Below are 18,507 nucleotides of genomic sequence, written 5' to 3'. Positions count from 1 at the left end.
CAGATGTTCTTTTCAATTATTATTTTTCTAAAAATAATCATGATAATTTACAATTGAGAAAAATCATGGAACAATCTAATCAAAAAAGTTTAGAAGAAATTAACAATACCGTACCAATACCTGAAAAAAAAAGTAGTAGCTTAAAAAAATTAATTGCTTTTTCTGGCCCAGGAGCATTAGTGGCAGTTGGATATATGGATCCAGGAAATTGGATTACTTCTATTCAAGGAGGAGCATTATACGGATACTTGTTACTTTCAGTAATTTTATTATCCAGCTTAATTGCAATGTTACTGCAAACAATGTGCGCAAAACTCGGTATTGTTACAGGAACAGATTTAGCACAAGCTACTAAAAATCTAGTAGGAAATAAGATTTCTTTTTTTTTATGGATAATTGCCGAATTAGCTATTATTTCTACAGAAATTGCAGAAGTCATCGGAAGCGCAATTGCATTAAATTTATTGTTCAAGATTCCATTAATTATTGGAGTAATAATTACAATTATAGACGTATTTTTATTGCTTATACTCGTCAAGTACGGGATTAGAAAAATAGAAGCTTTAGTATTTGTATTAATTGCTACAATATTTTTTATTTTTATGTACGAAGTAGCTCTTGCCAATCCTAGTATTAAGAGCATCCTTTTATCTTTTATTCCAAAAAAAGAAATTTTAATCGCACACGTAGATAAAAAAGAATCGGCTTTTTTTATCGCATTAGGAATTGTAGGAGCCACTGTTATGCCTCATAACTTATACCTACATTCATCAATTGTACAATCTAGAAAATATGATCGTATTAATGAAGACTCGATAAAAGAAGCAATTAAATATGCAAAAATTGATTCTAATATACAATTAAGTTTTTCATTTATTATTAATTGTTTATTATTAATTTTAGGATCAGCATTATTTTTTGGAAAAAATCCAGATGATATTGGAAGATTTACGCAATTATATGATGCATTAAAAAATCGAGATATGGTTGGAATTATTGCTAGTTCAACTTTAGCTACTTTATTCGCTTTAGCACTTTTGTTTTCCGGTCAAAATGCAACAATTACAGGTACTTTAACTGGACAAATCGTCATGGAAGGTTTTATAAATTTAAAATTATCTATCTGGAAAAGACGTATGCTTACAAGAGCTTTAGCGATTATGCCAGTAATTTCATGTATATACTACTGGGGCAATAGAGAAGATGTAGTAGAAAAACTTTTAGTATATACACAAATATTTTTAAGCTTATCTCTCCCTATTTCTATGATTCCTTTGTTATATTTGACATCATCTAAAAAAACAATGGGAAAATTTAGTAACTGTTTTCTTGCTTCTATGTTGGGATGGATTTCTACTGTAGTTTTATTAATATTAAATTCTCAATTAATCTTAGAAACATTACAATCTGTTTTTAATTAAAATTCTAACTGTGGTAAAATGTTTTGTACTCGAGCAATATATCTTTCTTTTTCAATTTTAGAAAGCACAGAATCACGGCTGATTTTGATCGTCAAGGGATTAACTGCTCTATGATTTACCCAAACTTCAAAATGTAAATGAGGCCCCGTAGATCTTCCAGTGTTGCCAGAAAAACCAATTTTATCTCCTTTTCTTACTTTTTCTCCTATTTTTACAAAGATTTTTTTTAAATGCATATAACGCGTTATATACTGTCTTCCATGCTTAATCACAATATAATTGCCAGCAAATGGATCGTGTTTTTTAAATATTACTAATCCATCTCCTACAGCTAAAACTGGTGTGCCAATAGGTACTGCAAAATCTACGCCTTTATGTGGCATAATTCTTCTAGTAACAGGGTTTAATCGATACATATTGAATATAGATGAAATATGCACAAAATTGTTTTTAATTGGATATTTTAAAAAATTTTGAGATATTCCAAAACCTTGTTGATCATAAAATTTATTATTTTCAGCACGAAAAGCAAAGTGATCTTTTCCTCTTGTTTTTAAACGAATAGCTAAAAGACGACTTTGTTCGATTTTTTTATTTATTATTTCTCTATCAAATAAAGCTATAAATTGATCACCTTTATGTAACTTTCGAAAATCCAATTGCCATTGTAATGCTTGCATAACAGCTTCAATTTCATTAAAACTAAATCCAGATAAATATGCGCTATTTATAAAACTATCATTTAAACACCCTTTCAATATTACATTTTGCCATTTTCCAGAAATGTTAGATATTTTTTCTATAAATTTAGTGCGATTAATACGTTCGTATGTTCTAATCTCTTTAGAAGATACTTCCCAAACAAGTCTATTTAAGTTTCCTAAAGAATTAATTTCCCAAGATATATATTGTCCAACTTTTAAGTTTTTTAGATTTTTGTATTGTTTCGTTAAGTTAGCAATATCTGAAGAATTTATACCATATTGATTTAATACAGTTATCAATGTATCGCCTTGTGTGATAGTATAATTATTAATATAATTATTCGTTTTTGTTGATTCTTCGATATCTTCTATGAATGGAGTTTCTTGATATAAAAGCTCAGAATTTAATTCGGGTTCGTATAATAGTTTATTTTTATTATCTGAGGATTTTAATGAATATTGTATAATATCTATTAAATATTTTTTAGTTTTATATATATATGGGCGAAAAAATATAGTAAACAGAGTAATAAAAATTAAGCATTCTAATATGAACAAATGATATCGAGGAAAACATCTAACAGTAGAAATAAAAAATTGAATTATTTGACTCATTCATGATTTCCTCGATCTAAATAATATATATATTGATTTGATATTTTTAATAAAAATTTAATATAACTATCTTTGTCTAAAGGTATATCCTTTCCTAAAGGATCTAATATCCCTATAGAAATATTAGCATGATTGATAATTGAAATAATCTTTTTTGATTGCATATGTGGTTCAATAAAAATACAATCGATTTTTTCTGTTTTAATTTTTTTTTTAATTATATTTAATGTATGCGCTCCTATAGATACATCTGGATTCATCATAAAACATCCGGATGGCATTAAATGAAAATATTTTTCAAAATAACTATAAGCATCATGAAACACATAATATTTTTTATTTTTAATGCTATCAAGATTTTTATGAATTAAAGTACTTATTTGAGATAATTTATTATGAAAATTTTCTAAATTAATATCTAATTGTTTTTTGCTATTTGGTATCAAATACAATATTTTTTCATAAATTATTTTAGACAAAACATATGCAATTTCAGGAGATAACCAAATATGCATATTATATAGTTCTGATTTTTTATTTATATTTAAACATGTATTATTTTTTATTAAAAATGCAATAACCTCGTTATAATGAGCAATAATAATTTGTTTTTCTTTTAATAATAAAGAAGATGCTTGTACAATAAAAGATTCTAATTCTGGTCCTACCCATATTAAGATATTTGCTTTTTTTATTTTTAAAATATCAGATGGCTTGATATGATATGTATGCGGAGAAGCATTATTAGAAAGTAGTACTTCCACCGGAAGTATACCGTCTGCAATTGCAGCAGCAATAAATCCAATTGGACGAATCGATGTTACTATACTACTAAAAGAAACTTTTGAAAAAATAAAAAAAATAAGTACTAAAATATATCTATTTTTGTATATAAAATTGTATTTACTTATTAAAAGTAACTTTTTTTTTCTAAAATTCATAATTTTATCTTTAAATATATATTATATATAACATATTATAATCAACACTTTACTAATTTAATTTTTAATTCTAAATGTCTTTAGTTTACTTAAAAAATATTTCTATTTTTTTCAAAAAAAAAAAAATATTAGATAACATTTCTTTTAATATCGATACTCAAAAAATTATCACCTTAATAGGTCCTAATGGAGCTGGAAAATCAACATTAGCCCGAGTCATATTAGGCTTTATTAAGCCTAATTCTGGTAAATTATTTAAAAAAAAAAATCTACGCATTAGCTATATTCCGCAAAAAATTTATTTTAATGTCAATTTTCCAATTACAGTCGAAAATTTTCTAAATTTAACTATAAATAAACAACATAAAAATATTATAGATCTTTTAAAACAAGTGCAATCTGAACATTTATTAAAACAATCTATACATAAGTTATCTGGAGGAGAAATCCAAAAAATACTACTAGCTCGTGCATTGTTTAATTCTCCACATCTGATAGTGTTAGATGAACCCGATCAAGGATTAGATATGAATGGACAAATATTATTATATCAATTAATTAATAAAATACATCATATTTTTTCTTGTTCTATATTTATAATATCACATAACTTACATATAGTTATGGCAAAAACAAATGAAGTAATTTGTTTAAATCGTTCTATTTTATGCTCTGGAGAACCAAAAATAATTTATGATCATCCAAATTTTATTCGAATATTTGGTAATTTTTATAGAAAACAACATGCTATATATTGGCATAATCATAATAATGAAAATATTAAAAAATAATAATTTTTAGGAAAAAATAATGATTGATCTTTTAGTATTAGGATGGATTTCAGGAACACTGCTATCTTTAGCTACCGGTTTTCTTGGATCTTTTTTAATATGGAAGAAAATGTCTTATTTTACAGACACTTTATCACATGCATCATTACTCGGTATTGCACTTAGCATACATTTAAAAATAAATCCAATGTATGCGGTAATATTAACTATGGTAATTCTTACTATAATGTTAATGTACATTAAATACATATATCCATATTCTATAGATATTTTATTAAATATAATTTCGTATACTTCATTATCTTTAGGATTATTAATATCAAGTTTATCACAAGATAGTAGCATGAATATTATGCATTATCTTTTCGGAGATTTTTTAATGATATCATTTCAAGATGTTATTACTATAGGATGTGGAGTATGTATAATATTAATTACTATTCTATATTATTGGAAGTCTTTTTTGCTGATATCTATACATTCTGAGTTGGCTCACATTGACGGAATCAATGTATTTAAAATACAATTAATTTTAATGTTACTAATAGCATTTACTGTTGGATTGTCAATTAAATTTATTGGTGCTTTTACGGCTACAGCATTATTTATTGTTCCTGCAGCAACTGCTAGATTTTATGCAAAATCTCCAGAAAGCATGGTGATATATGCAATTTTATTAAGTATAATATCAATTACTTCAGGTTTTATATTATCTGTTGCATATGATTTTCCTTCAGGACCATCTGTAATATTATGCGCAACAATTTTATTTTTTATCAGTATTGTATTTAAACGTAAAAATATATTGCGTTAAAATTTAATTTTTTATGTAAACTTAGATAAAAAATATATTAATTTTATAAAATTATATATAAAAACAGTGCGTAATTGCAGCTGCGAGCGCATCAGATTCGTCAATTTGAATATTTTTGCAAGATAAATTTAGTATTTTACATACACGATTTTTTATTTTTAACTTTTTTGATCTACCATTACCTGAAATTAATTTTTTAATTTTACTAGATGTATATTCAAATACTGATATATTTGAATTAATTGCGGCTAATATTGCTGCGCAACTTGCTTGATTTAATTTTAATGCTGAAGATGCATTTTTATAAAAAAAAACTTTTTCTATTACAAAATATTTGGGATTAAATTCAAAAATAATACTCTTAGTGTAAGAATAAATATTTTTTAAACGTTCGTTAAAAATATATTTATTCAAAATAATCTTCTGACTAGTAATATATGTAATTTTGTGATGACAATATTTTATTATTCCGTATCCAGTAATTTTTGATCCCGGGTCTACTCCAAGTATAACAGCCATGAATTTTGTTTTCCTTTTTCACAAGAAATAAAAAATATATTAACTTTTTTAAAAAGTATATAGTTAATATATGAAAAATTTTCTAACTAATTATTTTTGGCGAATTTGTCATTAAATCCGAAGCAGAAGTAGTTTTTGGAAATGCAATAACGTTTCTAATTTTATTTGTATTACTAATCAGCATAATAATGCGGTCTAATCCAAATGCAAAGCCCGCATGAGGCGGAGCACCATAGCGTAAAGCATCTAAAAAAAATCCAAATTCTTGTTTTTGTTTATCGTAATTCATACCTAATATTTCAAATATTTTTTTTTGTATTTGATATTTATGAATTCGAGATGAACCACTTCCAATTTCATATCCATTAATTACTAAATCGTATGCTGTTGATTTTAAATTTATAGGAGAGTTTAATAATTCTAAGTTCATATTTTTTGGAGCAGTAAATGGATGATGCACAGATGAAAATCGATGATTATTTTCTAATTTAAATAAAGGATAATCTGTAATCCATACAGGATGCCAATTATTTAAATTTGTTAGATTAAGATCTAATCCTAATTTTAAGCGCAATTTTCCAGAAACTTCTAACGTTGCACTTTTTTCTATGACAATTAAAATTGTATTTTTTATTTTTGATTTTGTATAAGTTATTATCTCTGAAATATTTTGTAAAAATATTTTTTTGCTTATTTTGGAGCAAAATATATATCTATTTAGATCTTCTATATGCACTGTAAATAAATTATTTCCTCCATGAGAAACAACGTATCTACGATATTGTTTAATTTGATCTTGATTTAAAGATATTTGATTTGAAAATTTTATAGCTGTAATGAAAAATTTTTTATATATTATATTTTTTTTATCTAAAATATTTGTAATATTAATTAATTCTATAGGATTTCTTAAATCTGGTTTGTCAGAACCGAATTTATTAATAGATTGGGTATAGCTAATCTGCACAAAATCGTTCAATTTGATATTAAGAAATTTTAACCATAATTTTTTAATTAATTTTTCAATAAAAATTTTTACTTTTTCTCCGTCGGCAAAACATAATTCGCAGTCTATCTGTGTAAATTCTGGTTGACGATCCGATCTTAAATCCTCATCTCTAAAACATCTTGCTATTTGATAGTAGCGATCTATTCCAGAAATCATTAATAGCTGTTTAAATATTTGCGGTGATTGTGGTAATGCGTAAAATGAATTTTTATGGATTCTGCTAGGAATTAAATAATCTCTTGCGCCTTCTATTGTAGAATGTGATAGAATGGGTGTTTCGATTTCTATAAATTTATTTTTTTCCATAAATTTATGAATAAATTTAGATACTTTTGATCTTAATTTTAATATTTTAAAAAAAATTGGACGACGTAAATCAAGATATCTAAATTTTAATCGTTGTTCTTCTGAGATTTTTTGGTTAAAATCAATAGGAAGTGGTTCAGAAATATTAAAAATATTTAAATAACTTGCTTGTATTTCCAAATAATTATAATTTTTTAAATTAGATGATGTATTTTTTTTTCTTACACATACAGTTCCAGAAATTTGCAAACAAGATTCTTTTTTTATTTGATTAACATCTCTAAATAAATCATTATTATGTTTAATATTAAAACATACTTGTATTTTTCCTGTACAATCTCGAACATCTAAAAATATTAATTTTCCAAAGTTTCTTATTTGATCTACCCATCCGCATATAGTTATTTTTTTTCCCATATGCAATGTATTAATTTCTCCACAATAAGTAGTGCGCATAAAAATCCTTACAGATTTAATGGTAGTATAAAGTTGCTATATAAGCAAATATGTGTAGTTTATGTATACATTTTTAGATTTTTTTTGGAGCTGGCGGGATTCGAACCCGCGTCCGAAATTTTAATTCTATTGATACTACATGCTTAGTCTTTCCTATTTTTCGTTTTAAATCGATAGAAAGACACATGATTTAAAACTTATCTTGATTTTATTTAACGCTAATGTTTACAAGATTACATATAACGCGATCTCTAATAGTGACTTCTATTGATCAACTTAGAGAAAGAAAATCATAGAAGGAGCCTCAGATTATATACTGATTAAGCTGCTAATAAAGCAGGCTCTTGGTATTTTTGTTTTGCAGTTATAATACGAGGTTTTACGAGTCCACCTCATCTCGGCATGCATCGTTAGTTTTATTAATCTCGTCGAATCCTAAAATCAGCCCCTTATGTTACTAAGATATATTTTTTATTTTTAGTAAACGCATTTTTTTGATTTTCCATTCTTTATTTTTAATATTTAATCTTTTATCATGTTTAGTTTTGCCTTTTGCTACTCCTATTTTTGCTTTTATATAAGAATTTTTCCAGTATAAACAACAAACTACTATTGTAAATCCATTAATTTTTGAATACCCGATTAGCGAATTCAGTTCAGATTTTTTCAATAATAGTTGTCTTGAACGCATTTGATCATAAACTAAATGTGGATGACATGCAACTATGGGTTGAAACAATGCTCCTATTAAATAAGCTGAATTATTTTTTATAGTTATGTAGCTTTTACTAATGTTTACTTTTTTTTTGCGTATTGCTTTTACTTCCCATCCTTGTAAAGCGATCCCTGCTTCTAATTCTTTTGAAATAAACATATTGTATTGAACGTATTTATTATTTACAATTATTTTAATGTTATTTTTTTTTATATTTTTAAGCATTTATTCTATTAAGCTTTACATTCATTATGAGAATTTAATTATGTCATATATTAATAAAAGTATGATAGCTCCTTATAATATACAATATATGTTTGAATTAATTAATGATGTTAATAAATATTCAAAATTTTTTCCTTGGTGTACTAGTAGTCGTATTTTAAAAAAAAATAATAATATATTTATTTGCGAAATACAATTATCTTTTTTAGGTTTCAAAGAAATATTAATTACTCAAAATACATGTATTAAATATGTTAGCATTAATATTCAACTAATTTCAGGTAAATTTAGTTCGTTTAAAGCAGAATGGAAATTTCTTGCAATTAATTCTAATACTACTAAAATAAAATTCGAGTTAATGTTTAATTCCAATCAAAAATATATAAATAAATGCTTTAATTTATTCTTAAAAAAAAAATTGAACAGTATTATGTATTTATTTTTACAAGAAGCAAATTATAGAAGCAAACTTAAATAGAATTAAAAATATAATTTTTAGTGATTTAATAATACGAATACTGATTTTTCTTATAAAAATAATATTTTACTCTAAAATTAATTTTAATTATAGATAGTAAGCCTTTGATGATTTATATAAATATTTAAAATATACCTGATAATATAATTAATAAATTTTTTAAATAAATTCAAATTTCAAAAATTAAATTTTTGAAAAAATTTTATTTAAAATATTTAGTCGACCATCCTAATTTTTTATTTAATACATGAAAATATTTATAATTATTTGAATGTAATAATTTTAAAAAAAATTTACTTTTTTGAATAAAAATTTTTGCATTTTTTGACATTTTAAATGAAGTTTTACCGTCGCAACTAACAATTACGTTCATCATATTTCTAGGAAATTTTATTTCTATAATGCTTTTATTACTTATGATTAATGTTCTGGAAGATAATTCATGAGAAAACATAGGGATTAGCATAATTACATTTAATGTTGGAATAAGTATTGGTCCTCCTGCAGATAATGAATATGCAGTTGAACCTGTAGGTGTAGATATAATTAAACCATCAGACTTTTGAAAAAATGCAAAATTTCTATCAATATAAACTTCAAATTCGATGATTTTAGCAATTTTTTGAGAATGTATTACTATTTCATTAATTGCCATTTTCTTTTTTGTATAAAAATTATTTTTGAATAAATGAATATCAAGTAAAAATCGATTTTCTATGTAAAAATTTCCATTTAATATATTCTGAAGTTCTTTTAATGCTGAATGTGGATCTAAATCAGTTAAAAATCCTAAACTACCCATATTAATTCCGATAATTTTTGCAGAATATACAGATAATATTTTTGCAGCTTTCAATATGCTACCATCACCACCAACTATGATTACTAAATCTGAAATTTTTCCGATTTTTACAATATTACCAGTTAAAATATTTTTTAAATGCAAAATTTTTGCAATATTTAATTCTAAAATAACCGTATAACCTATACGTTTTAACCAATTATATAATATATTGTATATAGATAATTTTTGTAAACAATATTGATATCCCATAATTCCAATAATTTTAAAAACATGATTCATACAATTCACCGTGTTATGCTAGTTTATGTTATGATTTTTATACTTTATACATAAAAACATCAATTAAAGTAAAACTTTAAATTTTAAAATATATTGATTGGAGATACTTATGAAGAACGATAAAAATATGACAAAAGTTGACGAAAATAATAGTTGTAATCAAAATGTGCAAAAAGATGAAAATACACATGATATATATCTAAAAACGAATCAAATAAAAATTTTCATGAAAATATTATTAAAAAAGATATACTTGCAGAAAAAAAACAAAGTATAGAAAAAGAAAAAGAAATCTTAAAAAAAAATGAAATTATTTTTGAATTAGAAGAAAAAATATCAAAAATGAAAAAAATGCACCATGATCAAATACTAAGAAACAAAGCAGAAATTGAAAATATATTAAAGCGTACTCAGTTAAACATAGAAAAATCTCATAAATTTTCATTAGAAAAATTTTCTATTGCACTTTTACCTATTATTGACAATCTTGAACGCACTTTGGAAGTGTCTAATAAATTGAATACAGATATAAAGCCGATAATTGAAGGTATAAAATTAACTTTGCAAGAATTTACAAAAGTTATGCAATCATTCAATATTACCTGTATTGATAAAATTAATGTTGTTTTTGATCCTAAAATACATGAAGCTATGACTGTTTTAGATACTCAAGAATTTCAACCTAATCAAGTAATGCAAATTATGCAAAAAGGATACATGTTACATGATAGATTATTAAGACCAGCTATGGTAGCTGTATCTAAATAAAATCTAGAAAGAAATTTTTTTTAAAAAATAAAAAAATAATTTTATTTTTTATAATTTTTTTTAAAAATCGAATTAAATTATCTTCTTTTAAAAAGACGACTACCGATGATAGTCGTCTTTTCAATAAACTAAAATATATAAGTATTAACATACGTATTGCGCTAAATCTAAAATTTTACTTGAATACCCGCTTTCATTATCATACCAAGATATGAGTTTCATAAAGTTTTTATTTAGTGCCATACCAGCTTTGGCATCAAATATAGAAGTTAGGCATTCTCCATTAAAATCAGACGATACTACATCTTCTTCGATATATCCTAAAATTCCCTTTAAAGAACTTTTTGATGCATTTTTAATCATATTACATACATCTTTATAAGACGTTTGATGAATAAAATTCACTGTAAGATCTACTACAGATACATTCAAAGTAGGTATACGAAATGATATTCCAGTTATTTTATTTTTTAATTCTGGAATGACTTTTCCGACTGCTTCTGCAGCACCTGTACGTGTAGGAATAATGTTATTTAAACAGCTTCTTCCGATTCTCCAGTTTTGCATGAATTGCCCATCTACAGGATTTTGCGTTGCTGTAACAGCGTGTACTGTAGTCATAAGTGCTTGTTTTATTTCATAATGACTATGCAATATCTTAGCTAAAGGAGCTAAGCAATTTGTTGTACATGATGCATTAGAAATAATTTTTTCGCCTTTATATGTTTCATGATTTACTCCCATTACGAACATTGGTGTGTTGTCATGTGGAGGTGCTGTCATAATTACTTTTTTTGCTCCAGAAAAAATATGTTTTTGAGCATTTTCTTTTGTTAAAAAAAAACCGGTTGCTTCAATTACTACGTCAATGTTTAAATCTTTCCATGGTAATTTAGACGGATCTTTTTCAGAAAAACAATAAATTTTCTTATTATCAATTTTTAAATATGATGATCCTACGAAAATTTCTTTTTTAAATTTACCATGAGTAGAATCAAATTTTAACATATAAGAGATGTAATTAATATTACATAAATCATTAATTGCAATAATATTAACATTTTTTCTTTTTTGTGCTATTCTAAAAATCATACGTCCAATTCTTCCAAAACCATTTAATCCTATATTAATAGACATAAAAATCACCAATAATTTATTATTTATATAAATAAAACATATTGGTACATAAACAAAAACTTATTTATACGTCAAGTATTAATTGTAAAATATTTTTTGTATACACTAAAAAATTAATTTATATTATTTTTTGACATGACATACAAATTGCATAACAATTTTGTGGATCATTCCATATTGACCCATTTAAAGTATTTATGTTCATAAAATTAATAATTTTGTCTATTTCTAAATTTGGAAAAATATATATTAAACAAAATTTAATAATTTGAATTAACATTTTAGTTTGCGTAAAAAATTCAAAAACACTAGATTCATGATCATGCCATTTAATTTGATAAACCGATAAATTTGCTAATTCTGCTGCTTTATTTACTGCATCATCAAAATCACCTAATTGATCGATTAAACCTTTTTTTAATGCGTCTGTTCCTATCCATACATGTCCTTGACCTATGCGATCAACTTCGTTAATTGTTTTATGTCTAGACTTTGCTACTAATGCTAAAAAATTATGATATCCATTTTCAACAGTAAGTTGCATTTTTTTTAAAAATTCTATAGGTAATTTTCTTGTAATTGCAATATTTGCTAGAGGAGAAGTAGAAACTCCATCAGAATAAATACCTAAACTTTCTAAAGTATTTTCTATAGTATTAATAATTCCGAATATTCCAATTGAACCAGTTAGTGTATTTGGACTAGCTATAATATAACTTGCCGGAGTAGAAATCCAATATCCTCCAGATGCTGCAACACCTCCCATAGAAACAATAACAGGTTTTCCAGATTCACGAGTTTCTACGAGTTCAGAACGGATTATTTCAGATGCATTTACGCTCCCTCCTGGACTATTAATTCGTATTATTAAAGCTCGAATTTCTGGATCTAAACGCGCTTGTTTAATTTGTGCTGCAATCATATCTCCGCTAGAAAATCCAGATTTTTCTGGTCCATCTACAATAATACCATTTACAAATATTACTGCTATCTGTCCATTTTGATTAACTTTAGATTGATAATTGTAAATACTAATCTTATTAAAAGATCTTTCATTTTTATTCCATCCAAATATTTTAATCATATCATTTTCAATAGATGGTCTAGAAGCAACGATATCAACTAAATTACTATTTAGCGCAAATTGAGCAGGGTTGCCATCAACAATTTTTAATTTTTCTAAAACTTCTTGTGCAGTAGGAAAAATTTTATTAATCTCAGTATTTCTGTTAGTCGATATAATATCTAAATAATTTCTCCATAATCTTTTAATCCATCTACTATCTGCTGTTCGAGCAGCATCTGACATACTATCTCTAATTACTGGTTCCACTGCAGATTTATATGTACCCACTCTAAAAACATATGTATTAATTTTTAAATTTTTTAAAAATGTTTTATAGTAAAAATTGTTTGTTGCTAATCCATGCAAATCTACTGTACCTTGAGGAGTAAGATAAATTTTATTTGCATAACTAGCCAAAAAGTACTGTACTTGAGTATAATTGTCACTAATTGAATATATTGGTTTTCCAGAACTTTTAAATTCAATTAAAACTTTTCCAATATATTCTAAAGATGTTTGATCTGAACCTGTAAAATCTTTTAAAGACAATACTAATCCGGTAATATTTTTATCATTTTTAGCTTGACGAATAGCATATATTATATCAAATAAAGAATTTTCATATAGTCGTGCATTAGGCGCGCCTAATATTTCACGACTAATTTGTTTAAATCGATTATGCACTGTTGGTTTATCTACAATTGTGCCAACTAAATCAAGTACTAAAGCTCCTTGTTTAGAATCAGGAGGAGTAAGATATATTTGAAAATAAAATATAATACATACAGTAAATATGCATATTAATAATATATTTAAAATTAACTTTCGAGTAAAATTTAATATATTCCATAACCATATGAAGGGATCAAAAATAAATTTCCAAAAAATTTTCATATATTCTCCGAATTAGATTACATTTAAAATTTTTTTTAATCTAAATAAATTAATATACCTAATTTTTGATTATATAAAATAATAAATTTTTATATTAATGAAGTTGTTTTAAAATAAATGATAAATTTATAACAATTTAATAATTTTTACATTAATTTAAATGCAATAAGTATATGGAAGATATAAAGTTGTATTTATTTATTTAAAAATTAATATAATAACGTTTTTTTATTTATTAATTTAAATATATCATCAATATGATATACTATGTAATTATTTTTAATATTATATATTAATATATTATGAAATATCCAAAAAAATATTTATTATCATATTCTCCTAAAATTTCATTAGAGCTATTTTCTTACATTTCTCATCGACCATGGTCTATGCTCTTGTATTCTGGAGAAAAACATACAAAAATAAATCGTTTTGATATTTTAGTAGCTTATCCTGATATCACGTTAATTACCCAAAATAAATATACTTATATTAAACAATATGATTGCAATAAATTTAGTATAAGTACCGAAAATCCATTTTTTCTTGTAAAACAATATCTGCAACATTCTGGAATGCATGCTTCATACGATAGCAATTTACCTTTTCAAGGTGGAGCACTAGGGTTGTTTGGATACGATTTGTCTAAACGTTTATTTTTAATTCCTAACATCTCTAGAAGAGATATATCTGTACCAGATATGGCAATAGGTATCTATTATTGGGCAGTAATTGTAGACCATATTTTGTGTCGTACTACTTTAATTACGCATAAAAAAAATGTTATTAAAATTTTTCAAAAATTGTTAATTAAAAAACAAAATACTTCCAATATGTTTCAATTATATACAAATTGGAATACAAATATGAATTATAAAGCATACAAAAAAAATTTTTATAAAATTAAGCAACATATTTTAAATGGAAATTGTTATCAAATATGTTTAGGGAAAAGATATCAAGCATATTATCGTGGAGATGAATGGAAAATTTTTTGTTATTTGTTAAATTATAACTGCGCACCATTTTCTGCATTTATTAAATTAAAAAAACATAGTATATTAAGTTTTTCTCCAGAATGTTTTTTAAATTTAAAAAATAATTTTATTACCAGTTGTCCAATTAAAGGGACAATTTCAAAATCTAAAAATATTCAAAAAAATCAACAAAATATACTTCAGTTATCAAATTCAATAAAAAATCAAGCAGAAAATCTCATGATAGTAGATTTATTACGTAATGATATCGGAAAAGTAGCGCAAATTGGAACCGTATCAGTTATTGATTTATTTAAAATAAAAACTTTTTCTATAGCACATCATATGGTAAGTACTGTTATAGGGCAATTAAGTTGTGCATATTCTCCACTAGATTTGCTTCAGTCTTGTTTTCCAGGTGGGTCAATTACGGGCGCTCCTAAAATTAGCGCAATGCATATTATTGAAAAATTAGAACCTAATAGAAGAAATGCATGGTGTGGTAGTATTGGTTATATTAGCTGCTGTAACTCTATGAATACTAATATAGTTATTCGTACTTTAATTGCATCAGAAAAACAGTTATTTTGTTCTGTTGGAAGTGGAATTGTATATGATAGTAATTTAGATGAGGAATATCAAGAAGTTATTTTAAAATCTTCATCATTGTTACCCCCATTATTAAATTTTTTAAAAACATCTTAATATTATTTAACTGGAAAATTCACTTAAAATAGCTTTTAAAATATCTACACGAGTTATTAAACCGCGAATTTTATTTGATTTATCTAAAACAAAAACAATTTTCCCGCTGGGATGTTGTAATTTTTTAATTAATTGCAATATGTTGCATGTTATTTGTACTGTAGCAATGACATTACTTTTAGATACACGTTTCAACTGTTTTATGCTATCTATAGAAATTAACTCCGTGATATGTATTATCCCAATAATTTGATCTAACGTTTCATTGCATACAGGAATCATTTTATGCGATTGATTAAAAACACGTTCTTTAATTTTTTTAATTGGTTCTTGTAGATTAATCCAAACAATTTCTTTTCGTAATGTCATTATACTATATAATGAACGTGTAAATAATGATAACATATTAGCAACCATACTACGTTCATCAGATGCAAGATTCGTCAATTTTTCAGTATCTGAGAGATTTTTATCTATTATTGGATCGTCTATATACCCCCCCATTAATCGTACTATTGTTTCGGCAGCACGTTCTCTCATAGGCTTTAATGATTGATTTTTTATTAAATTACGATGTGAAATATGATTAAAAAATTCAATTAATATTGAAAAACTAATTGCAGTATACATATATCCTTTAGGAATATGATACTTAAATCCTTCAGAAATTAAGCTAAATCCTACTATTAATAAAAAACTTAAACACAACACTACTACGGTCTTATGTTTATTCATAAATTGAATTAAAGTTGGTGCTGCAATTAACATAATAACTACAGAGAATATGACTGCAATAATCATGATATATAAATTATTTACCATTCCTACTGCAGTCATGATTGCATCTAATGAAAATATTGCATCTAATACTACAATTTGTACTACCATAATCCAAAAACTAGTATAACCGCGATTTTCTTGAATTTTATTTTCTTTATGTTCAAGTCTTTCATGTAATTCAGTCACGGATTTAAATATTAAAAATAATCCTCCAAATATTAAAATTAAATCACATCCAGAAAACATAATGTTCATTATTGTTATTAATGGTTTAGTTAATGTAACTATCCAAGAAATTAAAGATAACAATCCTATTCGTATAATTAACGCTATACTTAAACCTATTAAGCGTGCACGTTCGCGATGTTGTGGAGGTAATTTATTAGATAAAATAGCAATGAATATTAAATTATCAATTCCTAAAACTATCTCTAATATAATCAAAGTTAACAATCCGGCCCAAGATGAGGGATCTGTTAAAAATTCCATGTAATTACTCCAATTAATGTTATTTTTAAATATTCTGTAATAATTTTTTTAAAAAAATTTATAATCAAATATTTATTGTTATAAATATTTTAATTTCAATTAAATAGATTTAATTACGATATTGAAAGTAAATGTGAATAAAAGGATTGATTAAGTAAAAATTCGATTATTTTTTTTATTTTTATTTTGAGAGTATCTTATACTGATAATCAAATATAGAGATACCCTCTTGGAATAGCGAATCATAATAAATTAAACATAAAATATGTGTGCATTAATTTATAATTTTTTTATTTTAATTTTATATCAAAATCAATAATAAATTTAACTAATTTTTTAAATAAATTTTGAATAATTATTTAATAAAAATTTTTTATAAAAATTTTAATGAAAATTAGTTTTATTTATTAATGTAATGTTCCATTACTAATGCATGTATACGTTTTTCTATAGGAGGATGAGACATGAAAATTTCATTTAAAGAACTTTTTCCATGAATACAAAATGCTAAAATTTCTTTACCAACTTTTGGTTCACAAGTTGTTTGTATTCTTTTTAAAGCTGCAATCATATTTTTTTTGCCTACTAATCTAGCAGATCCTGCATCTGCATAAAACTCTCTTTTTCTAGAAAACCATAATGTAATTGTGCTTGCTAAAATACCGAAAATTAATTCTAATACCATAGATATACATATATACATCCAAGAATTATCATACGCATAAGTATCTTCTTCATCTCTATTTGCAGAAGAAATATTTAATATTAATCGAGCAATAATACGAGATAAAAATATTACAAACGTATTCACTATACCTTGTAACAATGTCATTGTAATCATATCCCCATTTGCGATATGACTAATTTCATGCGCTATTACAGCTTCCGCTTCTTTACGATCCATATTATTTAATAATCCGGTACTAACCGCGATTAATGCAGAATTTTTTTTTGCTCCTGTAGCAAATGCATTAATATCGGCAGCTTCGTATATAGCTATATCTGGAATGCCAATAGACATCTGATTTGCTTGTAAGCGTATCGTATTTAATAACCATTTTTCAGTTTCATTAGAAGCATTTTTAATAATTTGAGCGTTTACCGCGTGTATAGCCATAGTTTTTGATAATAATAAAGATACTATTGATCCTCCGAATCCGAAGAGACCCGACATAATCATTAGCCCTAATATACTAGAGGATTTAATACCAGTAATAGATAATATAATTCCAAATATTATCATAACTGATAAATTAGTTAATATAAAAAGAATAATACGCATCATACAGTAAGCCTCTTTCAATGAAAATAGCAATATGAAATATAAAATTTGCTAAAAAATTATTTTGAAAATTATTTTTATTTTAATTTAAGATAATGAGACATTTAAATTTTAAGTGGTTTTTTGAAAAAATGTATCATTTTTGAAAATTTTTATTTTAATATTTTAAATTTAAACTTTTTTAATCAATTTATGATATTCAAATATAAGAAAATATACAATATAATATTTACATAAAACTTCTATATTTATAATTTTAATAAAATTTGATATTTTTTTTTATTTATATAAAAATTAAATTAATTAAATAATTATTCATTGCATCATTGCA

17 protein-coding genes and 1 other RNA gene are annotated in these 18,507 nt (G+C 24.7%); 7 read left to right on the top strand and 11 right to left on the bottom strand.

Translation table 11 applies throughout. The annotated features are described in order from the left end of the window. The first annotated feature begins 65 nt into the window (after nucleotides 1-65). Nucleotides 66-1,421: an Nramp family divalent metal transporter gene (locus WIGMOR_RS00635; RefSeq protein ID WP_014353924.1), complete on the top strand. Its 1,356-nt coding sequence runs from the start codon at nucleotides 66-68 to the stop codon at nucleotides 1,419-1,421. On the opposite strand, the gene mepM is transcribed toward WIGMOR_RS00635, so the two are convergent. Together mepM and WIGMOR_RS00625 are read right to left on the bottom strand one after the other, a co-directional pair. Further along, the gene (gene mepM / locus WIGMOR_RS00630) at nucleotides 1,418-2,740 is read right to left on the bottom strand and encodes a murein DD-endopeptidase MepM (protein ID WP_014353923.1); all 1,323 of its coding nucleotides are present in this window, start codon (nucleotides 2,738-2,740) and stop codon (nucleotides 1,418-1,420) included. The two genes, WIGMOR_RS00635 and mepM, sit on opposite strands and share 4 nt — an antisense overlap. Continuing rightward, a complete protein-coding gene (locus tag WIGMOR_RS00625) occupies nucleotides 2,737-3,681 on the bottom strand; it encodes a zinc ABC transporter substrate-binding protein ZnuA (protein ID WP_014353922.1) in 945 nt (314 codons plus the stop codon). Before WIGMOR_RS00625 ends, mepM begins: the two co-directional genes overlap by 4 nt. Nucleotides 3,682-3,755: 74 nt before the next feature. On the opposite strand from WIGMOR_RS00625, the gene WIGMOR_RS00620 reads away from it, so the two are divergent. Together WIGMOR_RS00620 and WIGMOR_RS00615 are read left to right on the top strand one after the other, a co-directional pair. After that, complete coding sequence (locus WIGMOR_RS00620; RefSeq protein WP_014353921.1) at nucleotides 3,756-4,472, top strand: ATP-binding cassette domain-containing protein; 717 nt, start codon at nucleotides 3,756-3,758, stop codon at nucleotides 4,470-4,472. A gap of 19 nt (nucleotides 4,473-4,491) precedes the next feature. Further along, nucleotides 4,492-5,286 carry an iron chelate uptake ABC transporter family permease subunit gene (locus tag WIGMOR_RS00615; RefSeq protein ID WP_014353920.1) on the top strand — a complete coding sequence of 265 codons (795 nt, stop codon included), beginning with the start codon at nucleotides 4,492-4,494 and terminating at the stop codon, nucleotides 5,284-5,286. A gap of 51 nt (nucleotides 5,287-5,337) precedes the next feature. Here the strand turns inward: WIGMOR_RS00615 and ruvC are convergent, their stop codons facing one another. The 4 genes from ruvC to smpB all read right to left on the bottom strand — a co-directional run bounded on the left by ruvC (nucleotide 5,338) and on the right by smpB (nucleotide 8,516). After that, a complete protein-coding gene (ruvC, locus tag WIGMOR_RS00610) occupies nucleotides 5,338-5,805 on the bottom strand; it encodes a crossover junction endodeoxyribonuclease RuvC (RefSeq protein ID WP_014353919.1) in 468 nt (155 codons plus the stop codon). A gap of 82 nt (nucleotides 5,806-5,887) precedes the next feature. Beyond that, entirely contained in the window at nucleotides 5,888-7,576 is a 1,689-nt protein-coding gene (gene aspS / locus WIGMOR_RS00605; protein WP_014353918.1) for an aspartate--tRNA ligase, read from the bottom strand. 82 nt (nucleotides 7,577-7,658) lie between these two features. Next, nucleotides 7,659-8,025: a transfer-messenger RNA gene (ssrA, locus tag WIGMOR_RS03490) on the bottom strand. Nucleotides 8,026-8,033: 8 nt separating this feature from the next. Then, entirely contained in the window at nucleotides 8,034-8,516 is a 483-nt protein-coding gene (gene smpB, locus WIGMOR_RS00600) for an SsrA-binding protein SmpB (protein ID WP_014353917.1), read from the bottom strand. A gap of 40 nt (nucleotides 8,517-8,556) precedes the next feature. Here smpB and WIGMOR_RS00595 point away from each other — a divergent pair, with 40 nt between their 5' ends. After that, nucleotides 8,557-8,994: a type II toxin-antitoxin system RatA family toxin gene (locus tag WIGMOR_RS00595; protein ID WP_014353916.1), complete on the top strand. Its 438-nt coding sequence runs from the start codon at nucleotides 8,557-8,559 to the stop codon at nucleotides 8,992-8,994. A gap of 202 nt (nucleotides 8,995-9,196) precedes the next feature. Here the strand turns inward: WIGMOR_RS00595 and WIGMOR_RS00590 are convergent, their stop codons facing one another. After that, nucleotides 9,197-10,078, bottom strand: coding sequence for an NAD(+)/NADH kinase (locus WIGMOR_RS00590; RefSeq protein ID WP_014353915.1), 882 nt, complete (start codon nucleotides 10,076-10,078; stop codon nucleotides 9,197-9,199). 109 nt (nucleotides 10,079-10,187) lie between these two features. On the opposite strand from WIGMOR_RS00590, the gene WIGMOR_RS03555 reads away from it, so the two are divergent. Both WIGMOR_RS03555 and grpE read left to right on the top strand, forming a co-directional pair. Further along, nucleotides 10,188-10,355, top strand: a complete 168-nt coding sequence (locus WIGMOR_RS03555) for a hypothetical protein (protein ID WP_184486943.1) — start codon at nucleotides 10,188-10,190, stop codon at nucleotides 10,353-10,355. Continuing rightward, entirely contained in the window at nucleotides 10,313-10,846 is a 534-nt protein-coding gene (grpE, locus tag WIGMOR_RS00585; RefSeq protein ID WP_330216572.1) for a nucleotide exchange factor GrpE, read from the top strand. Before WIGMOR_RS03555 ends, grpE begins: the two co-directional genes overlap by 43 nt. Before the next feature lie 144 nt (nucleotides 10,847-10,990). Here the strand turns inward: grpE and gap are convergent, their stop codons facing one another. Then, entirely contained in the window at nucleotides 10,991-11,983 is a 993-nt protein-coding gene (gap, locus tag WIGMOR_RS00580; protein WP_014353914.1) for a type I glyceraldehyde-3-phosphate dehydrogenase, read from the bottom strand. Nucleotides 11,984-12,101: 118 nt separating this feature from the next. Continuing rightward, nucleotides 12,102-13,943, bottom strand: coding sequence for a signal peptide peptidase SppA (gene sppA / locus WIGMOR_RS00575; protein WP_014353913.1), 1,842 nt, complete (start codon nucleotides 13,941-13,943; stop codon nucleotides 12,102-12,104). A gap of 302 nt (nucleotides 13,944-14,245) precedes the next feature. On the opposite strand from sppA, the gene pabB reads away from it, so the two are divergent. Beyond that, complete coding sequence (gene pabB / locus WIGMOR_RS00570) at nucleotides 14,246-15,625, top strand: aminodeoxychorismate synthase component I (protein ID WP_014353912.1); 1,380 nt, start codon at nucleotides 14,246-14,248, stop codon at nucleotides 15,623-15,625. Nucleotides 15,626-15,631: 6 nt separating this feature from the next. Here pabB and WIGMOR_RS00565 read toward each other — a convergent pair whose 3' ends face one another. Beyond that, on the bottom strand, nucleotides 15,632-16,894 hold the full coding sequence (locus tag WIGMOR_RS00565; RefSeq protein ID WP_014353911.1) for a TerC family protein: 1,263 nt from the start codon (nucleotides 16,892-16,894) through the stop codon (nucleotides 15,632-15,634). A 400-nt stretch (nucleotides 16,895-17,294) separates the two neighbouring features. Then, nucleotides 17,295-18,179 (bottom strand): protease HtpX, encoded by an 885-nt coding sequence (gene htpX, locus WIGMOR_RS00560; protein ID WP_014353910.1) that lies wholly within the window; start codon nucleotides 18,177-18,179, stop codon nucleotides 17,295-17,297. Between the last annotated feature and the right edge of the window lie 328 nt (nucleotides 18,180-18,507).

Source organism: Wigglesworthia glossinidia endosymbiont of Glossina morsitans morsitans (Yale colony), from assembly GCF_000247565.1.
GTDB classification, from domain to species: Bacteria; Pseudomonadota; Gammaproteobacteria; order Enterobacterales; family Enterobacteriaceae; genus Wigglesworthia; species Wigglesworthia glossinidia_B.
The sequence above is the reverse complement of the archived record's forward strand: the minus strand, read 5'-3'. Positions and strand labels throughout refer to the sequence as shown.

What these genes read in the sequence shown, in the direction of transcription:
- WIGMOR_RS00635 (WP_014353924.1), top strand. Translation starts at nt 66, where the DNA reads ATGGAACAATCTAATCAAAAAAGTTTAGAAGAAATTAACAATACCGTA.
- WIGMOR_RS00565 (WP_014353911.1), bottom strand. Translation starts at nt 16,894, where the DNA reads ATGGAATTTTTAACAGATCCCTCATCTTGGGCCGGATTGTTAACTTTG.
- htpX (WP_014353910.1), bottom strand. Translation starts at nt 18,179, where the DNA reads ATGATGCGTATTATTCTTTTTATATTAACTAATTTATCAGTTATGATA.
- WIGMOR_RS00620 (WP_014353921.1), top strand. Translation starts at nt 3,756, where the DNA reads ATGTCTTTAGTTTACTTAAAAAATATTTCTATTTTTTTCAAAAAAAAA.
- mepM (WP_014353923.1), bottom strand. Translation starts at nt 2,740, where the DNA reads ATGAGTCAAATAATTCAATTTTTTATTTCTACTGTTAGATGTTTTCCT.
- WIGMOR_RS00615 (WP_014353920.1), top strand. Translation starts at nt 4,492, where the DNA reads ATGATTGATCTTTTAGTATTAGGATGGATTTCAGGAACACTGCTATCT.
- gap (WP_014353914.1), bottom strand. Translation starts at nt 11,983, where the DNA reads ATGTCTATTAATATAGGATTAAATGGTTTTGGAAGAATTGGACGTATG.
- WIGMOR_RS00590 (WP_014353915.1), bottom strand. Translation starts at nt 10,078, where the DNA reads ATGAATCATGTTTTTAAAATTATTGGAATTATGGGATATCAATATTGT.
- sppA (WP_014353913.1), bottom strand. Translation starts at nt 13,943, where the DNA reads ATGAAAATTTTTTGGAAATTTATTTTTGATCCCTTCATATGGTTATGG.
- WIGMOR_RS00595 (WP_014353916.1), top strand. Translation starts at nt 8,557, where the DNA reads ATGTCATATATTAATAAAAGTATGATAGCTCCTTATAATATACAATAT.
- WIGMOR_RS03555 (WP_184486943.1), top strand. Translation starts at nt 10,188, where the DNA reads ATGAAGAACGATAAAAATATGACAAAAGTTGACGAAAATAATAGTTGT.
- WIGMOR_RS00625 (WP_014353922.1), bottom strand. Translation starts at nt 3,681, where the DNA reads ATGAATTTTAGAAAAAAAAAGTTACTTTTAATAAGTAAATACAATTTT.
- pabB (WP_014353912.1), top strand. Translation starts at nt 14,246, where the DNA reads ATGAAATATCCAAAAAAATATTTATTATCATATTCTCCTAAAATTTCA.
- smpB (WP_014353917.1), bottom strand. Translation starts at nt 8,516, where the DNA reads ATGCTTAAAAATATAAAAAAAAATAACATTAAAATAATTGTAAATAAT.
- ruvC (WP_014353919.1), bottom strand. Translation starts at nt 5,805, where the DNA reads ATGGCTGTTATACTTGGAGTAGACCCGGGATCAAAAATTACTGGATAC.
- aspS (WP_014353918.1), bottom strand. Translation starts at nt 7,576, where the DNA reads ATGCGCACTACTTATTGTGGAGAAATTAATACATTGCATATGGGAAAA.